We start from the raw sequence: 19,273 nt of genomic DNA on the forward strand, positions 1-19,273 counted from the left end.
ACTATGGCACAGAATTCATTGCGGCTTGTTGAGGACGGTTCGGTGGACAAATCAAAGGCTCTGGATGCGGCGCTCTCGCAGATCGAGCGGGCTTTCGGCAAGGGCTCGATCATGCGGCTGGGGGCTAACGAGCAGGTGGTCGAGATCGAGACGGTCTCGACGGGCTCTCTCGGCCTCGACATCGCGCTGGGCGTCGGCGGCCTGCCCAAGGGACGCATCATCGAGATTTACGGCCCGGAAAGCTCCGGCAAGACGACCATGGCGCTGCATACGGTGGCCGAGGCGCAGAAGAAGGGTGGCATCTGTGCGTTCGTCGATGCGGAGCACGCTCTGGACCCCGTCTATGCCCGCAAGCTGGGCGTGGATCTGGAAAACCTGCTGATCTCGCAGCCCGACACGGGCGAGCAGGCGCTGGAGATTTGCGACACGCTGGTGCGCTCTGGCGCGATCGACGTGCTGGTGATCGACTCGGTTGCAGCCCTTACGCCGCGGGCAGAGATCGAGGGCGAGATGGGCGATTCCCTGCCGGGCCTTCAGGCCCGCCTGATGAGCCAAGCGCTGCGCAAGCTAACGGCTTCCATCTCCCGCTCGAACTGCATGGTGATCTTCATCAACCAGATCCGCATGAAGATCGGCGTGATGTTCGGCTCGCCCGAGACGACGACAGGCGGCAACGCGCTGAAGTTCTACGCCTCGGTCCGTCTCGACATCCGGCGCATCGGCGCGGTGAAAGATCGCGACGAGGTCGTGGGCAACCAGACACGCGTGAAGGTGGTCAAGAACAAGCTCGCTCCGCCCTTCAAGCAGGTCGAATTCGACATCATGTATGGCGAGGGCGTATCGAAGACGGGCGAACTGGTCGATCTCGGCGTCAAGGCCGGCATCGTGGAGAAGTCGGGGGCCTGGTTCTCATACAACTCCCAGCGTCTCGGCCAGGGGCGCGAGAACGCGAAGCTGTTCCTGCGCGACAACCCTGAGACCGCCCGCGAGATCGAACTGGCGCTGCGCCAGAATGCCGGGCTGATTGCCGAGAAGTTCCTGGATAATGGCGGTCCCGGCGATCAGGACGGCAATGATGTCGATGAGGCTTCCGGCATGTAAGCTGCCGCGCCTGTTGCATGGTCCAGCCGTCGGCGCTTCCGCGTCGGCGGCTTTTTCGTTTGTTCGCGCCTCTGCGGGATTTCTGGACAGCCGGATTCGCGAACGTTAAAAGCCATCTCCACATTCTTTCCATTGCCGCGAACCATCGCGGTTTTTCACGAAGGCATCAGCATGAGTGGCGTCAACGATATCCGGTCGACCTTCCTCGACTACTTCCGCAAGAACGGGCACGAGGTTGTGGCCTCCAGCCCGCTCGTGCCCCGTAATGACCCGACGCTGATGTTCACCAATGCCGGCATGGTGCAGTTCAAGAACGTCTTCACCGGTCTCGAAACGCGCCCCTATGTCCGAGCCACGACTGCACAGAAGAGCGTGCGAGCCGGCGGCAAGCACAACGATCTCGACAATGTCGGTTACACCGCGCGCCATCTCACCTTCTTCGAGATGCTCGGCAATTTCTCGTTCGGCGACTACTTCAAGGAGCAGGCTATCGAGCTTGCCTGGAACCTCATCACGAAGGATTTCGGCCTACCGAAGGACAAGTTGCTGGTCACCGTCTACCACACCGACGACGAGGCGGCCGACTACTGGAAGAAGATCGCGGGCTTTTCCGACGACAGGATCATTCGCATCCCCACCAGCGACAATTTCTGGGCGATGGGCGATACCGGCCCGTGCGGCCCGTGCTCGGAGATATTCATCGATCGCGGCGAGCATATCTGGGGCGGACCTCCGGGAAGTGCGGAGGAGGATGGCGACCGGTTTCTAGAGTTCTGGAACCTCGTCTTCATGCAGTTCGAGCAGACGGAACCCGGCGTGCAGGTGCCGCTGCCGCGCCCGTCCATCGACACAGGCATGGGGCTGGAGCGTATGGCGTCGATCCTGCAGGGGGTCGAGAGCGTCTTCGAGACCGATCTGTTCCGTCACCTTATTGATGCTACGGCTTCCGCGCTCGGCAAGGGGCCGGCCGCGGACAATGTCGCTTCGTATCGTGTGATCGCAGACCATCTGCGCTCATCCTGCTTCCTGATCGCTGATGGTGTGCTGCCGTCAAACGAGGGCCGCGGCTATGTGCTGCGCCGCATCATGCGTCGCGCGATGCGCCACGCTCAGCTTCTGGGTGCCGGCGATCCGCTGATGCACAAGCTCGTTCCCGCGCTGCTGAGCGAGATGGGATCGGCCTATCCCGAACTGGTGCGCGGTGAAGCGCTGATTTCCGAAACGTTGAAACTCGAGGAAACGCGATTCCGCAAGACGTTGGCACGCGGGCTGGGGCTGCTGGAAGACGCGACCCAGACTCTCGGCAAGGGTGATCGCCTCGATGGCGAGACGGCCTTCAAGCTCTACGACACCTACGGCTTCCCGCTCGATCTCACGCAGGATGCGCTGCGCCAACGCGGCATTTCCGTCGATCTCGATGCTTTCAACGTCGCGATGGAAAAGCAGAAGGCCGAGGCGCGAGCCAACTGGGGCGGCTCCGGTGAAGCGGCCACCGAGCGCGTGTGGTTCTCGGTGCGCGACCGTGTCGGTGCTACGGAATTTCTCGGCTACGAGACGGAGAGTGCCGAGGGCGTTGTCACGGCGCTGGTAAAGAATGGTACCGAAGCCGCCGATGCCAGCGAAGGCGAAAGCGTCGCCGTCGTCGTCAACCAGACGCCTTTCTACGGCGAGTCGGGCGGTCAGGTCGGCGATACGGGAACGATTGCAGGCGAAGGATTCTCCATCGACGTGACCGACACGCAGAAGAAGGGCGAAGGCGTCTTCGTCCATCTCGGCAGGGTTGCCTCAGGCTCGGTCAAGGTCGGCGCCGCGGTGGAAATGAAGGTGGACCGCGCGCGCCGCATGAAAATCCGCTCGAACCACTCGGCGACGCATCTGCTACACGAGGCGCTACGCGAGGTGCTGGGCACGCACGTCGCCCAGAAGGGCTCGCTCGTGGCGCCCGAGCGGCTGCGCTTCGATTTCTCGCATCAGAAGCCGATTTCGGCCGAAGAAATGGAAAAGATCGAGGCCTACGCCAACGAGATCGTGCTTCAGAACGCGCCGGTTACCACGCGCCTGATGGCGGTTGACGATGCAATTGCCGAGGGCGCGATGGCGCTCTTCGGTGAGAAATATGGCGACGAGGTGCGCGTCGTGCGCATGGGCACGTCGCTGCATGGCGACAAGGCCGGCAAGCCCTATTCGGTGGAACTGTGCGGAGGCACGCATGTCGGCGCCACCGGAGACATCGGTCTTGTGCGGGTTGTGGCCGAAAGCGCGGTCGCGTCGGGTGTGCGCCGCCTCGAGGCGCTGACCGGCGAGGCGGCGAGGCTGCATCTCGACGAGCAGGACCGGCGCCTCAAGGCTGCGGCGGCTGCGCTGAAAGTCGCGCCGGCCGATGTCGTTTCGCGGTTGGAGGCCGTGCTGGACGAGCGCAAGAAGCTTGAACGCGAACTGGCCGATGCGCGCAGGAAGCTGGCGCTCGGCGGGGGCTCCGCTTCGGCAGGCGCTGACGAAGGCGAGAGCGTCGCAGGCGTAGGCTTTCTCGGTCGGGTGGTTTCGGGCGTCTCGCCGAAAGACCTCAAGCCGCTCGCCGATGAGGGCAAGAAATCGCTCGGCTCCGGCGTGGTTGTTTTCGTCGGTACGGCTGAAGATGGCAAGGCGAGCGTTGTGGTAGGCGTGACAGACGATCTGACCGACCGTTTCTCGGCCGTTGATCTCGTGCGCGCGGCTTCTGCCGCAATCGGCGGCCAGGGAGGCGGCGGGCGGCCCGACATGGCTCAGGCAGGCGGCCCGGATGGCGCCCGGGCCGGCGAGGCGATCGACGCGGTCAAGGCTGTTCTGGCGGCCTGACTGGCAGGCAATAAAAGGCCGCCTCGAAGGCGGCCTTTTACTGAGGATCGTCAGATCAGTCGGTCCAGATTTCCATGCTGCTTACCGCGGCAGGATCGGCATTCAGGACCAACCGGTTGTTTTCAAGGCTGAACTGGTCGATCGGGATAACGACGTCCTGATCGGCATAGCCGCCGTTGCCTTCGAAATCCACTACCAGAGCCGTGGGCGTGCTTGCATCGGGGCCGACGACTTCCTCGACCTCGCCGATTTCCGTGCCGGCAGCGTCGTAAACGTCCCAGTCATCGACCTGATCCGCCGTCGCGCTGAAGGCGGGCACCTGCACGCGATCGTCGATCTCGACCCAGGTGCTTTGCGCGAACGCGGCTCCGGCCATGAGGCCGGTGGCTGCCAGGGCAATCGGGATTCTTCTTGAAAACATGTCATCGCTCCGTTTCGAATTGCATGGTCGAAATGCGCGAAAGCGCCAAAAGTTCGCCCGGCTTCGCCGATAACGCCCTTGTGTAACGCCGCAGGCCTGCGTCAGGCAGTCGGCTGCGTCGCGATGAACGATGGACGCGTGGATATCCGCTCCCACCATTCGCACAGAAGCGTGAAGTCAGCCAGCATGGCGCGGCCTTCAGGCGCCTTGACGAAATAGGCCATCACCGGCGCGGCATGGAGATCGGCGAGCGTCAAATCTCCGTCGCACAGCCAACTCCCCGGCTGGAGCGATGCCGACAATGCGGCGAGGCATGTCCGAGCGCGGGGCAGGGCGGCTGCAATAGCCGCCTCGTCGGAAGGCTTGCCGTCGCGTGGCTTGCTGACACGCTCGACATAGATATCCCAGACCAGCGTGCGGTAGGCATATGCGTCGATAAGACCGACGATCTGGTTCATCGTCGCGCGCTCGCGCGCAAGCGCCGGTTGCAGGCGAGGGCCGTCGAAGGCATCGTCTATGTACCGGGTGATGGCCGCGGTTTCGTAAAGCCGCAGGGCGTCGTGCTCGAAGGTCGGGATTTTGCCGAACGAGTGCAGATCCCGATACCACGCCGGCGGGCCGCCGGGTGCGAAGACGTCGACCGGAACGAGTTCGTGGTCGACGCCCTTTTCGATGAGGGCAAGCCGGGCGATGCGCACATAGACACTGTAGTCCGCGCCGTAGAGCCTCGGCTTGCCGTCCATGGCCGTCAGGCGGCCATGGCCTTCTTGAGGTTCTCGTCGATCTTGTCGAGGAAGCCGGTGGTCGAGAGCCAGGGCTGGTCAGCGCCGATAAGCAGCGCCAGATCCTTGGTCATGAAGCCCGATTCGACGGTCTGGATGCAGACCCGCTCGAGCGTATCTGCAAAGCGCTTGAGTTCGTTGTTGTTGTCGAGCTTGGCGCGGTGCGCCAGGCCACGGGTCCAGGCAAAGATCGACGCGATTGAGTTGGTCGAGGTTTCCTCGCCCTTCTGGTGCTGGCGGTAGTGGCGGGTGACGGTGCCATGCGCGGCCTCGGCCTCGACAGTCTGGCCATCCGGCGTCATCAGCACGGATGTCATCAGGCCGAGCGAGCCGAAGCCCTGCGCCACGGTGTCGGACTGCACGTCGCCGTCATAGTTCTTGCACGCCCAGACATAGCCACCCGACCACTTGAGGCTGGCAGCGACCATGTCGTCGATGAGGCGGTGCTCGTACCAGATCTTCTTTTCCTTGAAGGCGGCCTCGAACTCGGCCTCGTAGACCTGCTGGAAGATGTCCTTGAAGCGGCCGTCATAGACCTTGAGGATGGTGTTCTTCGTGGACAGATACACGGGCCATCCGCGCAGCAGGCCGTAGTTGAGCGAGGCGCGCGCGAAATCGCGGATCGATTCGTCCAGATTGTACATGCCCATGGCGACGCCAGCTGCCGGTGCGTCGAACACCTCGTGCTCGATCACCTGACCGTCCTCGCCGACAAACTTCATCGACAACTTGCCCTTGCCGGGGAACTTGAAGTCGGTCGCGCGATACTGGTCGCCATAGGCGTGGCGGCCGACGACGATCGGCTTGGTCCAGCCGGGCACGAGACGTGGCACGTTCTTCATGATGATCGGCTCGCGGAAGATGGTGCCGCCCAGAATGTTGCGGATCGTACCGTTGGGCGACCGCCACATCTTCTTGAGGCCAAACTCCTCGACGCGTGCCTCGTCAGGCGTGATGGTGGCACATTTGACGCCGACGCCATACTTCTTGATCGCCTCCGCAGCGTCGATCGTGATCTGATCGTCCGTCGCGTCGCGGCTCTCCATGCCGAGGTCGTAATATTTCAGGTCGATATCAAGGTAGGGGTGGATCAGCTTGTCCTTGATGAACTGCCAGATGATGCGGGTCATCTCGTCGCCGTCGAGCTCGACGACTGGATTTTCCACCTTGATCTTCGCCATGAGAAATGCCTCGTTTCTGGAGTTGGGACGAACCGTCCCGCTGGGTTCGACTTGGATTTGCGGCCCCTATAGCATCGTGTGCGGGGAAGGCAAAGCCATGCGGCGAGCCGAAATCCGCAGGCAGGGAAGGCTGGCGCCGAAATGAGATTCCGGTTCGAGAGGCACGACGCCGGCGACGTTTCGCTCCACGTCGCGATGCTCGGCGACCACGACAAACCGCTAGTCATCTGCCTGCATGGCTTTCCCGAATACTGGGCGGCTTGGGCCGGCGTTATGAAAGAGCTCGCGGCAGATTTTTTTCTTGTCGCGCCGGATCAGCGCGGCTTCAACCTTTCTTCCTGCCCCGCCGGAGTGGAGAACTATCGCGTCAGGCATATGGTCGCGGATCTGGCTTCGCTCGCCGACAGGTTGTCGCCGGCAAGGCCGTTCGTTCTGGCGGGCCACGACTGGGGTGCGTCGGTCGCCTATGCATACGCCATGGCGCATCCGAACCGGCTGTCGCATCTGGTCATTGCTAACGGTGTGCACCCCGTCTGCTTCCAGCGCGCAATCCTCGAAGACGAGGGCCAGCGACAGGCAAGCCAGTACATAAACCGGTTGCGCGCAGACGATGCGGAAACGCTGTTGTCGCAGGATGACAACCGCAGGCTGCTGCGCATGATCGAAGGTTTCTCCAGCGCCGGCTTCATGGACGAAGCGATGCGCTGCGCATACCGCGAAGCCTGGTCGAAAGAGGGCGTGCTCACCGGCATGCTGAACTGGTATCGCGCCTCCCCGCTGGTGGTCCCCGCAGTGGGCGGGAAGGGGAAAAGCGCGATGATCCTCGATATGCCAGAGGAGCATTTCGCCATCAGGATGCCGCATCTGGTGATATGGGGCGAGGCCGATCAGGCGCTTCGTTCTTCGTGCCTGGAAGGGCTGGACCGTTTTGCGCCCGATCTGACCGTCGAGCGCGTTTCCGATGCCGGGCACTGGATATTGCACGAACAGCCGAAACGGGTGGCGCAGGCGATCCGCGACTTCGCCGCGCGGTGAGCCGTTCCGTTTTTGCGCAAACTGTGCGAGTGAGCGGCTTTGCGATGCGGAGACAGGAATGGCAGGCACGGACCACGTGCGACGGATGATAAAGGAAGGGCCGGCGATCGTGCTGGTCGAGCCTCAGCTTGGCGAGAATATCGGCATGGTTGCGCGCGCCATGGCCAATTTCGGGCTTGCGGAGTTGCGCCTTGTAAACCCGCGCGATGGCTGGCCAAGCGAAAAGGCGAGGGCGGCCGCCTCGAAGGCCGATCATGTGATAGACGGCGTGGCCGTGTTCGATACGTTGCCGGAAGCCATTGCCGACATGAACTACGTGATCGCGACGACGGCCCGTGAAAGGGACGGTTTCAAGCCCGTGCGCGGGCCAGTGGAGGCCGGCCGCATACTGCGAGACCGCTTCGCTTCCGGCCAGAAGACGGCCATCCTGTTCGGGCGCGAGCGTTTCGGCCTCTACAATGAAGAGGTCGGGCTGGCCGATGAGATCGTCACCTTTCCCGTCAATCCAGCCTTCGCGTCGCTCAACATTGCGCAGGCCGTGCTGCTGATGTCGTATGAGTGGATGAAATCGGGACTGGAAAGCGAGACGGCGACGCCGTTTTCAGGCCCGCAAATGAAGCCGGCCCCCAAGGCGGCGCTGCAGGGGCTGTTCGATCATCTGGAGCAGGCGCTGTCCGCACGCGGCTATTTCCGGCCTCCGGCCAAGAAGCCCAAGATGGTGGATAATCTGCGTGCGGTTCTGACACGCCCCGCTTTTGCGGAAGCCGAGATCAAGGTGCTGCGCGGCATCGTCGCCTCACTCGACTATTTCTCGCCCAAGGAACCGCGGGGCGCCGCCTATCCCGATCGCAAGGCCAAGGCGGACGCCAAGGCTCACAGCGCGCAGGAGCCCGACGGTGAGTGACCGTCCGATCCTGCTGTTCGATTCTGGAGTCGGCGGGCTGACAGTATTGCGCGAGGCACGCGTGGTGATGCCCGATCGCCGTTTCGTCTACGTGGCCGACGATGCCGGGTTTCCCTATGGCGACTGGGAGGAGGGGGCGTTGCGCGCGCGTATCGTCGGCCTCTTTTCAGGGTTGATAGAAGAGCATGACCCGGAAATCGCCGTCATCGCCTGCAACACGGCCTCCACGCTGGTTCTTTCAGAACTACGCGCGGCGTTTCCCGGCACGCCGTTCGTCGGCACGGTGCCTGCGATCAAGCCAGCGGCGGAGCGCACGCGCTCGGGCCTCGTGTCCGTGCTGGCTACGCCCGGGACGGTGAAACGGCAGTACACGCGCGACCTCATCCACGAGTGGGCCTCGCGATGCCATGTGCGCCTCGTTGGCAGCACCCGGCTGGCCGCGCTGGCCGAAACCTACATGCGTGACGGGTTCGTTGAAGAGGACGCGGTGCGGGCCGAGATCGCCCCGTGCTTCATGGAGGAAGACGGGCGGCGCACGGATATAGTCGTGCTGGCGTGCACCCACTATCCGTTTCTGGTCAACCGCATGCGCAAGACGGCGCCCTGGCCGGTAGACTGGATCGACCCCGCCGAAGCCATCGCGCGCCGTGCCCTGTCGTTGCTCCCGCAAGGGGGGCAAAGTGGAGGCTTGCCGGTAGCGGAGAAGCCGGACATCGCGGTGTTCTCGTCGCAGAAGCCGTCCGCGAACATGCTGAGGCTCGTGAAAGGGTTCGGTTTGTCGGCTGAATCGCAGGCATTTTAGCATTTGCCGAAGCAATCTGGCAAAACACCTGTGTCAGTGTGGGCAATGACGGTCCCGGCATTGTGATGCCCAAGGATGGCATGATGCTGACGTCGGCCGAAGCCTAGCCGCGGCATGTTTCTTGTCCCGACCTTGCGAAGGCTTGAACCATGGCGACGTCGTTCCTGGGCCACTTGCTGACGAGAGCAGCCGCTGCCATCGACGACGCTGCCGAAGAACGGCAGCACTCGCTCGATGTGAAAGAGCATGTCGATTTTTCGTTCGGGCTGAAGGGCGAACTCACAGCCTTAGGCGACGCTGCAGGCGAAGCGGCGGGCGTTGGGGCGATATCGTCGATGGACCTGAATGCGAACTCCGCGCGCATGTCTGCAATGCAGATACAAAAGCAGCTTGCCATGGAGACGATGAACATCGTCAACGCCGCCCCGCAGGCCCTTTTGAATTTGCTCACCTGACCGGTGATATGCCTGCGGTTTCGCGCGTTGACAAATCGCCTGCTTTCCCATATCTGACCGCCATCGCTGGCTCGAAATGGCCGGCGTCTTATTGACGTGTCCCGTGGACATCTTCGCAAAGCGTGCGTGGGATGTCCTGTCAGGTCTCGAAAAAGGAGGCCAGAGGAGGGCGCGTTTCCTTCGCTCGAAACACGAGGTTTCGGGCGCAATGCATTGAAAGGAAATGCGATGAGCAAGCGCGAATCCGCGAAGTACAAACTCGATCGCCGTATGGGCGAGAATATCTGGGGTCGCCCGAAGTCCCCGGTCAATCGCCGTGAATACGGCCCCGGCCAGCACGGCCAGCGCCGCAAGGGCAAGCTGTCGGATTTCGGTCTGCAGCTCCGCGCCAAGCAGAAGCTGAAGGGCCACTACGGCGATATTTCCGAAAAGCAGTTCCGCAAGACCTATGAGGAGGCCAACCGCCGCAAGGGCGATACGCCGGACAACCTCATCGGCCTGCTCGAGTCGCGTCTGGATGCGGTCGTCTACCGCGCCAAGTTCGTGCCGACGATCTTCGCAGCCCGCCAGTTCGTCAACCACGGCCACGTGAACGTCAACGGCCGCCGCGTGAACATCGGCTCCTACCGCTGCAAGCCGGGCGACGTCATCGAAGTGCGCGAAAAGTCCAAGCAGATGGTGCTGGTTCTGGAGTCGGTGCAGCTTGCCGAGCGCGATGTGCCGGACTACATCGAGGCCGATCACAACAAGATGGTCGCCACCTTCAATCGCGTTCCCGGCCTGGCCGACGTGCCGTTCGCGGTGCAGATGGAGCCGAACCTGGTGGTCGAGTTCTACTCGCGCTAATCACCACGCCTGCAAGAGGATACGATGGCGGATACCCGCAACGGACTGGTTTCCGCCATCGATCATCGGTACCGCTCTGGGCCTCCCGGCGGCGCCCTCGTATGGGTTCTGGGCCTGCTGGCCCTCTATGTCGGCTTCTGGGTCGTTCACCGCGATTTCGCCCAGTACAATCTAGATCGCCATGGCGACATGGTCGAGAATTTTGCCTGGGGCATTGCCTGGCAACTCGGCTATGACAAGCATCCGCCGCTCTTCGGCTGGATAACGGCGGCCTGGTTCTCCGTTTTTCCGCGCACCAACGCGGCCTATTATCTTCTTTCCAGCGTCAACGTCGCAGCCGCCGCCATCGTCATGTGGCTGATTTCACGGCGCTTCCTGACGGAATGGCAGCAGGTCGTCGCCGTGGCGATGATCTTCGTGCTTCCGCCGCTCAGCTTTCACGCGATGGACTACAACGCCAACGCGGGCATGCTTCCGTTCTGGGCGCTCGCATTCCTGTTTTATCTGCGCGCGATCGAACGACGCAGCCTCTTGGATGCATGCCTGGTAGGTCTTTTCTGCGGCCTCGCGATGCTGGTGAAGTATCATTCGCTGGTGCTTATCATCGCGCTGAGCGCGCACTTTATCTGGGATCGCGAGACGCGTCCGCTGCTGCGGTCCGCACTCCCTTGGGCAGCTGCGATCACCGGTGCGATCGTCGTGGCGCCGCACGCGTGGTGGATCGTCCAGTCCGGCTTCACGACCGTGACCTACGCCGCCGAGCAGGGTGACGGCACCTTTGCGACCGCGCTGTCCAGTGTCGGCTCCTTCCTTGTGGCTTTTCTGCTGTATTCGTTGCCAGGCGTGGTCATAGCTTTGCTTTACTGGCGCAAGCCGAAGGCTGGCGCGGCAACGCTCATCCCGGCTGGCTGGCGCGATCTGACGGCGAACGCGCAGGGCAGGGCACTGCTTTTCGTCGGCCCCGGTTCGGCGCTGCTGACAATGATTATCGCGCTGGCGCTGAGCGCCCAATTGTCGTCGCTGTGGGTGATGCCGTTTTTCTTCACCGTGCCTATCCTGCTTGCGCTGGCGGTCTCCCCGGCAAATGCCGCACATTATTGGTACGCTGCGCCGGCGGCCGTCGTCGTGTTCTGCGCCATCGTGCTGGCGATGACGCCCTGGCTGAGGAGCAGCCACATGCAGCGCGCCTCGTCCAACACCGTCGTGCCCGTTTCCGTGCTGGCGCAGCTTGTGCAGGAAAGCTGGCACGAGCGCACCGCGACGCCGCTTGCGATCGTCGCCTCGCGTGACGATTTCCTCGCCAACGGCGTTTCGTTCTATGCGCCGGATACGCCGCAGGCCGTCCAGGGCAGCTTCGCGGTTTCACCCTGGGTCAGCGTGCAGGATGTCGAGCGTCTCGGCGCGGTCTTCATCTGCCTTGCCAGCACCAAGGTGCCGGGTTGCGACGACGACGCTGCGACGCTGCTGGGTGCCATCGATGACACGGTCGAGCTGAGCATCCCTGCCGTTGAAGGCGCAGGCGGTCCGCGCGAGTGGGACTACACACTCTACATGCGCTATCCTGCCGCTCTGCGGCAACAGGCGAGCAACTGAGCGCCGCCCTACAGCTTGTTTTCGATCGGGTTTTTGCGGCCAACGCTGCGGCGGCTGTGTGGCTTCGGCACGGCTGCAGGCGGAATGCCGTATACCTCGCGGACCACATAGAGCGGCCTGCCGCGCACTTCCTGCGAGATGCGGCCAACATATTCGCCCATGATGCCGAGCGACAGCAGGTTGAGGCCCCCGAGGAAAAGGATCACCACCATGGTCGAGGCGTAACCTGGAACGTCCACACCCCAGACGAGGGTTCGCACCACGAGATAGATGGCGAAGGCCAGAGCGAACAGACCGATCAGCAGGCCTGCCACGCTCCAGATGCGTAGAGGCGCAGTGGTCGACGCGATGAGCCCGTCGAGCGCGAACCGCACCAGCCTGCGATAGGACCACTTGGTTTCGCCGTGGAGGCGCGCAGGGCGCTCGTACTCGACGTCCACATTGCGGTAGCCGACCCACGAGTAGAGACCCTTGGTGAAGCGTGAACCTTCGGCCAGGCTGTTGAGCGCATCCACGACGGCACGATCAAGCAGCCGGAAGTCCCCCACATTGCGCTTGATTGGAATGTCGGAAGCGGCGTTGTAGAGGCGGTAGAACAGCCTCGCCGTCGATCGCTTCAGCCATGTGTCTTCGCGACGGCTTGTGCGAACCCCGTTGACGATCTCAGCCCCTTCGAGCCAGGCATCGACCATCGCCGGCAGGACTTCCGGGGGGTCCTGAAGGTCGACATCCATCGGCACCACGGCGTCGCCTTCGACATAGGTAAGGCCCGCCGCGAGCGCGGCCTCCTTGCCGAACGCGCGCGACAACCGCACCAGCTTGATGGATGGGTTGCGCTCACCGGCTTCCACCACGATCTGCGCGGTGCGATCGCTGCTGCCATCGTCGACGAACAGAATTTCGTACGTCCGCCCGTCGAGCTGCTCTCGACAAATCGTCTCCAGAACGGGAGCAGTCCGCTCGAGAAATGCAGGAATCGCGTCTTCCTCATTGAGAACCGGCACCACCACGGACAGGGCGGGGGGCTGCTTTGATCTGGGCATTCGATAGGGTTCCGTCGCTTCGTGAGCGGCTCTTAACAGCGTGGATCATGCGCGGCAACAACGTTGCGCGGTGAGGGGCCGTATGCTTAGTGGCCGATCTCGATATAGGCAGAGCGGTTTAAGATATGCAGGCGCAACAAACGCTGGAGGACGAGCCGATCGCGGATTTCTCGCTGTTCCGAGATGCGCCGTCCTCGGTCGAGTTCAACAAGCTGCGCAAGCGGCTGCTGCGCGATACGCGCCAGGCGTTGGAAGACTTCACCATGGTGACGCCCGGCCAGCGCTGGCTGGTGGCGCTCTCGGGCGGCAAGGATTCCTACGGGTTGCTGGCGCTTCTGCTCGATCTGAAATGGCGCGGCCTCCTGCCAGTGGAACTGCTGGCCTGCAATCTCGATCAGGGGCAGCCCAGTTTCCCGAAGCACATCCTGCCGGAATACCTCAAGTCGGTCGGCGTCGAGCACCGCATCGAGTATCAGGACACCTATTCGATCGTTACCGAAAAGATCCCGGAAAATCGCACATACTGCTCGTTGTGCTCGCGCCTGCGGCGCGGCCACCTTTATCGGATCGCGCGCGAGGAAGGCTGTGCGGCGCTGGTCCTCGGCCACCATCGCGAAGATATCCTCGAGACCTTCTTCCTGAATCTCTTCTTCGGCGGGCGGCTGGCGGCGATGCCGCCGAAGCTCATGAACGACGATGGCGACACGATGGTGCTGCGGCCGCTTGCCTATTGTGCCGAGGCAGACCTCGCGAAATTCGCCGACGCGATGTCCTTTCCGATCATCCCCTGCGACCTCTGCGGCAGCCAGGACGGACTTCAGCGCAACGCCATGAAGGCCATGCTTGAGGATATCGAGCGCAGGATGCCGGGGCGCAAGGATACGATGATCCGCGCGCTGGGCCACGTGCGCCCGAGCCATCTGCTCGACCGCAACCTCTTTGATTTTTCGTTGCTCGGCGAAGAGGCCGACGCGCTCAGACTTCCGGGTTCTGCTGCCTGAAGAGCTTACCCTTTTCAGCGATGAGCACCATCACAAGCGCCAGCAAGCCCGAGAAGAAATAGCCTGCCGACAAAGGCATTACCGTGCCGTCGAACGCCTGCCCGATGGCCGCACCGACGAGCCCGCCGCCGATCGTCTGGACGAAGCCCTGCACCGAGGACGCAGTGCCGGCGACGTGGCCGAGCGGCTCCATGGCCAGCGAATTGAAGTTCGCGCCGATCCAGGAGAACGTCATCATGGCGAGGGCAAACAGGCCAGTGAACAGCCATAGCGGCACCGGGCCTTGCAGGGAAAGGGCGAAGACCGTGCCCGTCAGCACGATGAAGGCCAGAAGCGCGCCGTGGGCCAGCCGTCGCATGCCGAGCCTGCCGACAAGCCGCGAATTGGCGAAGGACGACACCGCCATGAGGCCTGCAACGACGGCGAAGAAGACGGGAAACATCGTTCCGACCTCGTAGATGCCGACATAGACCTGCTGGGCGGAATTGATGAAGCCGAACAGCGCACCGAAGATGCTGGTCATTGCCACCGTGTAGCAGACCGACATGCGGTTGGTGGCGACGATGCGGAAGCCGTCGATGATAACGGCCGCCCGAAGCGGACGCCGGTACTCGTCCTTCAGCGTTTCGGGCAGCCGCATCCAGGTCCACACCGTGAACGCCAGACCGACCAATCCCATGAAGATAAAGATCGACGGCCAGTCGAAGGCCAACATAAGCACCTGTCCCGCGCCGGGCGCGATGACAGGGATGATCATGAAGACCATAAAGACCAGCGACATGACCTCGGCCATCGCGCGGCCGCCGAATGTGTCGCGGACGATGGAAACGGCGATGACGCGCGTGGCAGCAGCGCCGAGCCCCTGCACGAAACGCAGAGCTAGAAGCGCACCGAAACTTGGTGCGAAGGCGCACGCAAACGCAGCCGCTACATAGACGACCATGCCCGCCAGCAGCGGCACTCTTCGCCCATAGCGATCCGATATAGGGCCGAAGAAGAGCTGGGTCAGGCCGAAGCCGGTGACGTATGCGGTGATGACGAACTGGCGCGCGTTCTCGTCGGCGACGCCGAGGTCAGCCCCGATCTCCTGCAGGCCCGGCAGCATGATGTCGATCGCCAGCGCGTTGAGCGCCATGAGTGCCGCGGCAAGCGCGATGAACTCGAAACGCGGCAAGGCCAACCCGGCGGTCGGCTGCTCTCCGGTCGATTTCTGCATGACCGGTGCTCCTGTGATGATGGAAGACGAAAATGCGCCGGGGGAGCCGGCGCATCGCTATCTCAATTTCTTCCGGAAGAAGAAGGCGCGGGAAGCGGTCAGGCCGCGCCGCGTACGCTCACACCCTTTTCGGTGAAGAATTCCTGCAGTTCGCCGGCCTGGAACATCTCACGGATGATGTCGCACCCGCCGACGAATTCACCCTTCACGTAGAGCTGGGGGATGGTCGGCCAGTTGGAATATTCCTTGATGCCCTGGCGAAGCTCGTCGGAGGTGAGCACGTTGATGCCCTTGTAGTCCACCCCGAGATAATCGAGAATCTGCACCACCTGCCCGGAGAAGCCGCACTGCGGAAAGCCCGGCGTGCCCTTCATGAAGAGCACTACGTCGCTGCCCTTGACCTCGTTGTCGATGAATCCGGCGATCTCGCTCATCTGGCTCGTCCTTTCGCGGCCGGGTTCAAGGCCCGGCGAAATTTATGGCTTGCCCCCTATGTATTGCACATGCGGGCAGCGTGCAACGTCAGTCGGGGACGCTGGTCTGGAGAGCCAGCGCGTGAAGCACCCCGCCCATGTTGCCCTGGAGCGCCTGATAGACCATCTGGTGCTGCTGCACCCGGCTCTTGCCGCGAAAGCTTTCGGCCACGACTTCCGCGGCATAGTGGTCGCCATCGCCGGCCAGATCGCGAATCGTGACGACGGCGTCCGGAATACCTTCCTTGATCAGCCGTTCGATCTCGCGCGCGTCCATCGCCATTGCAGGTGCCCCGTCTTCTACTGCCCCATGTAGGCCGGAAACCAGCCTTCATGCGCCGCCTTCAATTCTTCGACTGATATGGCACGCGCGTTTCCGAGCTTCAAGGATGAGCCGCCCGTTGTCCCGATCTGCGAGACGGCAAGGGCGGGATCGCCGTGGAGCTTGCCAAAATTCTCGCGCGAGACGGTGACCAGGTAACGGCCCTGATCCTCGCCGAAGAATGCCGCGGCTTCGTCCGCGCCCCATGTGTCCACGGTCGCGCCGATACCCGAAGCCATCGCCATCTCGGCGAGTGCGACCGCGAGCCCGCCGTCCGAGAGGTCGTGCGCTGCGGTGGCGACGCCATCGCGAATCAGCTGGCGCACATAGTCGCCGGCGCGCTTCTCGTGCGCCAGATCGACCGGCGGCGGCGCGCCTTCGCTGCGCCCGAAGACTTCGCGCAGCAGCGCCGACTGGCCCAGGTGCCACCCCCAAGCACCTTTCGGGCCGATCAGAACGACGATTTCATCCGCCGCGGCAAAGCCGATGCGGGCCATCTTCGACCAGTCGTCGATGAGCCCGACGCCGCCGATGGTGGGCGTCGGCAGGATGCCCTGGCCGCTTGTCTCGTTGTAGAGCGACACGTTGCCGGAGACGATCGGGAAGTCGAGCGCGCGGCAGGCTTCGCCGATACCTTTGATCGCATGGACGAGCTGCCCCATGATCTCCGGCCGCTCTGGATTGCCGAAATTGAGGTTGTCGGTAGCGGCCAAGGGAAGGGCTCCGGTGGCCGTCAGGTTGCGCCAGCACTCAGCGACGGCCTGTTTGCCGCCTTCATAGGCGTCGGCTTCGCAATACCGTGGATTCACGTCGGACGAGAAGGCCAGAGCCTTGGTCTCGTGGCCCTCAACGCGCGCCACACCGGCATCGCCGCCTGGGATCTGCAGCGAGTTGCCCTGAATGAGCGTGTCGTACTGTTCCCACACCCAGCGGCGCGAAGACAGGTCGGGCGAGCCGAGCAGCTTCAGCAGCGCGTCAGCGACATCGACCTGCGGGACGGGGCCGAGCGGGGCAGGGGCCTTGGGCTCCACCCACGGGCGGTCGTATTCGGGAGCCTCGTCGCCCAGCTCCTTGATCGGCAGGTTGGCCACTTCCTCGCCCTGATGGAAGACGCGGAAGCGCAAATCGTCTGTCGTTTCGCCGACGATTGCGAAATCCAGCCCCCACTTGCGGAAGATGGCCTCGGCCTCTTCTTCCTGCTCGGGGCGCAGCACCATGAGCATGCGCTCCTGGCTCTCCGACAGCATCATCTCGTAAGCCGACATGTGTTGTTCGCGCACAGGCACACGGTCGAGATCGAGCCGGATGCCGAGGTCGCCCTTCGCGCCCATTTCCACCGCGGAACACGTCAGGCCGGCCGCGCCCATGTCCTGGATGGCGATGACCGCGCCCGACGCCATGAGCTCGAGGCAGGCCTCCAGCAGGCACTTTTCGGTGAAGGGGTCGCCCACCTGCACGGTCGGACGCTTTTCTTCGATCGATTCGTCGAACTCGGCCGACGCCATGGTGGCACCGCCCACGCCGTCGCGGCCTGTCTTCGCGCCGAGGTAGACGACTGGAAGGCCGACGCCCGACGCCTTGGAATAGAAGATCGCATCCGTGTCGGCGAGACCGGCGGCAAAGGCGTTGACGAGGCAGTTGCCGTTGTAGCGCGCGTCGAACTGCACCTCGCCGCCAACGGTCGGGACGCCGAAGGAATTGCCGTACCCGCCAACACCTGCCACCACGCCCGATACGAGGTGACGGGTTTTGGGATGGTCCGGCTCGCCGAAACGCAGCGCGTTCATCGCCGCGATGGGCCGCGCGCCCATGGTGAACACGTCGCGCAGGATGCCGCCCATACCGGTCGCCGCCCCCTGGTAAGGCTCGATGTAGGATGGGTGGTTGTGGCTCTCCATCTTGAAGACCACTGCCTGGCCGTCGCCGATATCGACCACACCGGCATTCTCGCCCGGCCCCTGGATCACGCGCGGACCCGACGTAGGCAAGGTGCGCAGCCACTTCCTGGAAGACTTGTAGGAGCAGTGCTCGTTCCACATCGCCGAAAATATGCCGAGCTCGGTGAAGGTCGGCTCGCGCCCGATCAGGTCGAGGATGCGTTGATACTCGTCGGGCTTGAGGCCGTGCGAGGCGATCAGGTCGTCGGTAATGGGGATATCGTTGCGAATCGTCATTTCGTCGTCCGAAAATTCAGGCGGCGCCGGCGCAGTTGCCGTCGCCTGAAGACCAGCGGCGGATGTCCGCCGAGATGCGTGCGCCAGCCGGCTGATCCATCAGCGGGCCGAAGGTGGTGACATTGCCGGCGGCACCTTCGGCCTGCACCACCAGAAGCGGTCTGCCGCCGAAATTGCCCCGCGGCACGAGCAGAAAGCGCGGCCGACCGGTAAATGAGTTGAGCTCGTTAGCGAAGCTGTAGTCGCTGAAGGCAGGATCGCGCGAGGCGAACCAGCACCGATGAGCGGCAATTGCCACCTGTTCCATGTTGCGCAGGGCCGCACTCTTGCCCTGCGACACCTCAGCGGCGGGCGTGGTGCCCGACTGGCAGCCGGCAAGCAGCGTAAGCGCCACCAGACAGGCAGCACCCGCCAGCGCCCTCACGCGGCTTTCCCCAGCAGTCCCTCGAACAGCGCGCGGCCGTCGGTACCGCCATGCGCGGCCTCGATCAGATTTTCGGGGTGTGGCATCAACCCCAGAACGTTGCCTCCGTCGCTGATGACGCCGGCGATATCGTTGAGCGAGCCGTTGGGATTGGTCCCATCGGCATAGCGGAACACGACCTGGCTCTCTCCTTCGATACGCGCCAGCGTCTCGGCGTCGGCGAAGAAGTTGCCGTCATGATGCGCGACGGGGCAGCGGATGATCTGGCCGGGCGTATAGCCCCGCGTGAACGCCGTGTTGGCGTTTGCGACTTCCAGCTTCACCTCGCGACAGACAAAATTGAGCGAGGCGTTGCGCATCAGCGCGCCCGGCAGCAGGCCGGCCTCCAGCAGAATCTGGAAGCCGTTGCAGACGCCCATCACCATGACGCCCTTGGCAGCCTTCTCGGCTACAGCGCGCATGACCGGCATTCGGGCAGCGATGGCCCCGCAACGCAGATAATCGCCGTAGGAGAAACCTCCCGGAATGACGATCAGATCCACGTCCGGGATTTCGGTGTCCGTCTGCCAGACGGTGGCGGGTGCCTGGCCGCCGATCTTGGTCAGCGCCGCGATCATGTCGCGGTCGCGATTGAGGCCGGGGAGAAGAACGACCGCGGATTTCAC

The 19,273-nt window shown here is 63.2% G+C and carries 19 protein-coding genes; 9 read left to right on the plus strand and 10 right to left on the minus strand.

Going from position 1 to position 19,273, the window contains the following annotated elements:
- Positions 1-3 precede the first annotated feature (3 nt).
- Both recA and alaS read left to right on the plus strand, forming a co-directional pair.
- Positions 4-1,101, plus strand: coding sequence for a recombinase RecA (gene recA, locus FY036_RS16695; protein ID WP_148915867.1), 1,098 nt, complete (start codon positions 4-6; stop codon positions 1,099-1,101).
- A 171-nt stretch (positions 1,102-1,272) separates the two neighbouring features.
- Positions 1,273-3,936 carry an alanine--tRNA ligase gene (alaS, locus tag FY036_RS16700; protein WP_148915868.1) on the plus strand — a complete coding sequence of 888 codons (2,664 nt, stop codon included), beginning with the start codon at positions 1,273-1,275 and terminating at the stop codon, positions 3,934-3,936.
- 55 nt (positions 3,937-3,991) lie between these two features.
- Here alaS and FY036_RS16705 read toward each other — a convergent pair whose 3' ends face one another.
- From FY036_RS16705 to FY036_RS16715, 3 genes are all read right to left on the minus strand, one after another.
- Positions 3,992-4,357, minus strand: a complete 366-nt coding sequence (locus FY036_RS16705; protein WP_161601156.1) for a PRC-barrel domain-containing protein — start codon at positions 4,355-4,357, stop codon at positions 3,992-3,994.
- A 101-nt stretch (positions 4,358-4,458) separates the two neighbouring features.
- Positions 4,459-5,100, minus strand: a complete 642-nt coding sequence (locus tag FY036_RS16710; protein WP_148915870.1) for a glutathione S-transferase family protein — start codon at positions 5,098-5,100, stop codon at positions 4,459-4,461.
- A 5-nt stretch (positions 5,101-5,105) separates the two neighbouring features.
- The gene (locus FY036_RS16715) at positions 5,106-6,320 is read right to left on the minus strand and encodes an NADP-dependent isocitrate dehydrogenase (protein ID WP_148915871.1); all 1,215 of its coding nucleotides are present in this window, start codon (positions 6,318-6,320) and stop codon (positions 5,106-5,108) included.
- A gap of 141 nt (positions 6,321-6,461) precedes the next feature.
- Between FY036_RS16715 and FY036_RS16720 the strand changes: the two genes are divergently transcribed.
- The 6 genes from FY036_RS16720 to FY036_RS16745 all read left to right on the plus strand — a co-directional run bounded on the left by FY036_RS16720 (position 6,462) and on the right by FY036_RS16745 (position 11,955).
- Entirely contained in the window at positions 6,462-7,355 is an 894-nt protein-coding gene (locus FY036_RS16720; protein WP_148915872.1) for an alpha/beta fold hydrolase, read from the plus strand.
- A 58-nt stretch (positions 7,356-7,413) separates the two neighbouring features.
- The gene (locus FY036_RS16725) at positions 7,414-8,259 is read left to right on the plus strand and encodes an RNA methyltransferase (protein ID WP_148915873.1); all 846 of its coding nucleotides are present in this window, start codon (positions 7,414-7,416) and stop codon (positions 8,257-8,259) included.
- Complete coding sequence (gene murI / locus FY036_RS16730; protein WP_148915874.1) at positions 8,252-9,061, plus strand: glutamate racemase; 810 nt, start codon at positions 8,252-8,254, stop codon at positions 9,059-9,061. Before FY036_RS16725 ends, murI begins: the two co-directional genes overlap by 8 nt.
- A gap of 149 nt (positions 9,062-9,210) precedes the next feature.
- Entirely contained in the window at positions 9,211-9,516 is a 306-nt protein-coding gene (locus FY036_RS16735) for a flagellin (RefSeq protein WP_148915875.1), read from the plus strand.
- 228 nt (positions 9,517-9,744) lie between these two features.
- A complete protein-coding gene (gene rpsD / locus FY036_RS16740; RefSeq protein ID WP_148915876.1) occupies positions 9,745-10,362 on the plus strand; it encodes a 30S ribosomal protein S4 in 618 nt (205 codons plus the stop codon).
- A gap of 24 nt (positions 10,363-10,386) precedes the next feature.
- Entirely contained in the window at positions 10,387-11,955 is a 1,569-nt protein-coding gene (locus tag FY036_RS16745; protein ID WP_148915877.1) for a glycosyltransferase family 39 protein, read from the plus strand.
- Positions 11,956-11,963: 8 nt separating this feature from the next.
- On the opposite strand, the gene FY036_RS16750 is transcribed toward FY036_RS16745, so the two are convergent.
- Complete coding sequence (locus FY036_RS16750) at positions 11,964-12,998, minus strand: glycosyltransferase family 2 protein (protein WP_148915878.1); 1,035 nt, start codon at positions 12,996-12,998, stop codon at positions 11,964-11,966.
- A gap of 125 nt (positions 12,999-13,123) precedes the next feature.
- On the opposite strand from FY036_RS16750, the gene ttcA reads away from it, so the two are divergent.
- Positions 13,124-13,999, plus strand: a complete 876-nt coding sequence (gene ttcA / locus FY036_RS16755; RefSeq protein ID WP_148915879.1) for a tRNA 2-thiocytidine(32) synthetase TtcA — start codon at positions 13,124-13,126, stop codon at positions 13,997-13,999.
- Here the strand turns inward: ttcA and FY036_RS16760 are convergent.
- From FY036_RS16760 to purQ, 6 genes are all read right to left on the minus strand, one after another.
- A complete protein-coding gene (locus tag FY036_RS16760; protein ID WP_148915880.1) occupies positions 13,974-15,215 on the minus strand; it encodes a multidrug effflux MFS transporter in 1,242 nt (413 codons plus the stop codon). The two genes, ttcA and FY036_RS16760, sit on opposite strands and share 26 nt — an antisense overlap.
- Before the next feature lie 98 nt (positions 15,216-15,313).
- Positions 15,314-15,649, minus strand: coding sequence for a Grx4 family monothiol glutaredoxin (grxD, locus tag FY036_RS16765; protein WP_148915881.1), 336 nt, complete (start codon positions 15,647-15,649; stop codon positions 15,314-15,316).
- Positions 15,650-15,737: 88 nt separating this feature from the next.
- A complete protein-coding gene (locus tag FY036_RS16770; RefSeq protein ID WP_148915882.1) occupies positions 15,738-15,971 on the minus strand; it encodes a BolA/IbaG family iron-sulfur metabolism protein in 234 nt (77 codons plus the stop codon).
- A 17-nt stretch (positions 15,972-15,988) separates the two neighbouring features.
- The gene (gene purL, locus FY036_RS16775; protein WP_148915883.1) at positions 15,989-18,184 is read right to left on the minus strand and encodes a phosphoribosylformylglycinamidine synthase subunit PurL; all 2,196 of its coding nucleotides are present in this window, start codon (positions 18,182-18,184) and stop codon (positions 15,989-15,991) included.
- Positions 18,185-18,200: 16 nt separating this feature from the next.
- Positions 18,201-18,608: a hypothetical protein gene (locus tag FY036_RS16780; RefSeq protein WP_148915884.1), complete on the minus strand. Its 408-nt coding sequence runs from the start codon at positions 18,606-18,608 to the stop codon at positions 18,201-18,203.
- On the minus strand, positions 18,605-19,273 hold the full coding sequence (gene purQ, locus FY036_RS16785) for a phosphoribosylformylglycinamidine synthase subunit PurQ (protein WP_148915885.1): 669 nt from the start codon (positions 19,271-19,273) through the stop codon (positions 18,605-18,607). The genes FY036_RS16780 and purQ overlap by 4 nt, the downstream gene beginning before the upstream one ends.

Origin of the sequence: Neoaquamicrobium microcysteis, assembly GCF_008180155.1 — a bacterium.
GTDB lineage: Bacteria > Pseudomonadota > Alphaproteobacteria > Rhizobiales > Rhizobiaceae > Aerobium > Aerobium microcysteis.

Excerpts from the sequence above, each read along its gene's own strand:
- recA (WP_148915867.1), top strand. The coding sequence starts at position 4 with ATGGCACAGAATTCATTGCGGCTTGTTGAGGACGGTTCGGTGGACAAA.
- alaS (WP_148915868.1), top strand. The coding sequence starts at position 1,273 with ATGAGTGGCGTCAACGATATCCGGTCGACCTTCCTCGACTACTTCCGC.
- FY036_RS16705 (WP_161601156.1), bottom strand. The coding sequence starts at position 4,357 with ATGTTTTCAAGAAGAATCCCGATTGCCCTGGCAGCCACCGGCCTCATG.
- FY036_RS16710 (WP_148915870.1), bottom strand. The coding sequence starts at position 5,100 with ATGGACGGCAAGCCGAGGCTCTACGGCGCGGACTACAGTGTCTATGTG.
- FY036_RS16715 (WP_148915871.1), bottom strand. The coding sequence starts at position 6,320 with ATGGCGAAGATCAAGGTGGAAAATCCAGTCGTCGAGCTCGACGGCGAC.
- FY036_RS16720 (WP_148915872.1), top strand. The coding sequence starts at position 6,462 with ATGAGATTCCGGTTCGAGAGGCACGACGCCGGCGACGTTTCGCTCCAC.
- FY036_RS16725 (WP_148915873.1), top strand. The coding sequence starts at position 7,414 with ATGGCAGGCACGGACCACGTGCGACGGATGATAAAGGAAGGGCCGGCG.
- FY036_RS16735 (WP_148915875.1), top strand. The coding sequence starts at position 9,211 with ATGGCGACGTCGTTCCTGGGCCACTTGCTGACGAGAGCAGCCGCTGCC.
- rpsD (WP_148915876.1), top strand. The coding sequence starts at position 9,745 with ATGAGCAAGCGCGAATCCGCGAAGTACAAACTCGATCGCCGTATGGGC.
- FY036_RS16745 (WP_148915877.1), top strand. The coding sequence starts at position 10,387 with ATGGCGGATACCCGCAACGGACTGGTTTCCGCCATCGATCATCGGTAC.
- FY036_RS16750 (WP_148915878.1), bottom strand. The coding sequence starts at position 12,998 with ATGCCCAGATCAAAGCAGCCCCCCGCCCTGTCCGTGGTGGTGCCGGTT.
- ttcA (WP_148915879.1), top strand. The coding sequence starts at position 13,124 with ATGCAGGCGCAACAAACGCTGGAGGACGAGCCGATCGCGGATTTCTCG.
- FY036_RS16760 (WP_148915880.1), bottom strand. The coding sequence starts at position 15,215 with ATGCAGAAATCGACCGGAGAGCAGCCGACCGCCGGGTTGGCCTTGCCG.
- grxD (WP_148915881.1), bottom strand. The coding sequence starts at position 15,649 with ATGAGCGAGATCGCCGGATTCATCGACAACGAGGTCAAGGGCAGCGAC.
- FY036_RS16770 (WP_148915882.1), bottom strand. The coding sequence starts at position 15,971 with ATGGCGATGGACGCGCGCGAGATCGAACGGCTGATCAAGGAAGGTATT.
- purL (WP_148915883.1), bottom strand. The coding sequence starts at position 18,184 with ATGACGATTCGCAACGATATCCCCATTACCGACGACCTGATCGCCTCG.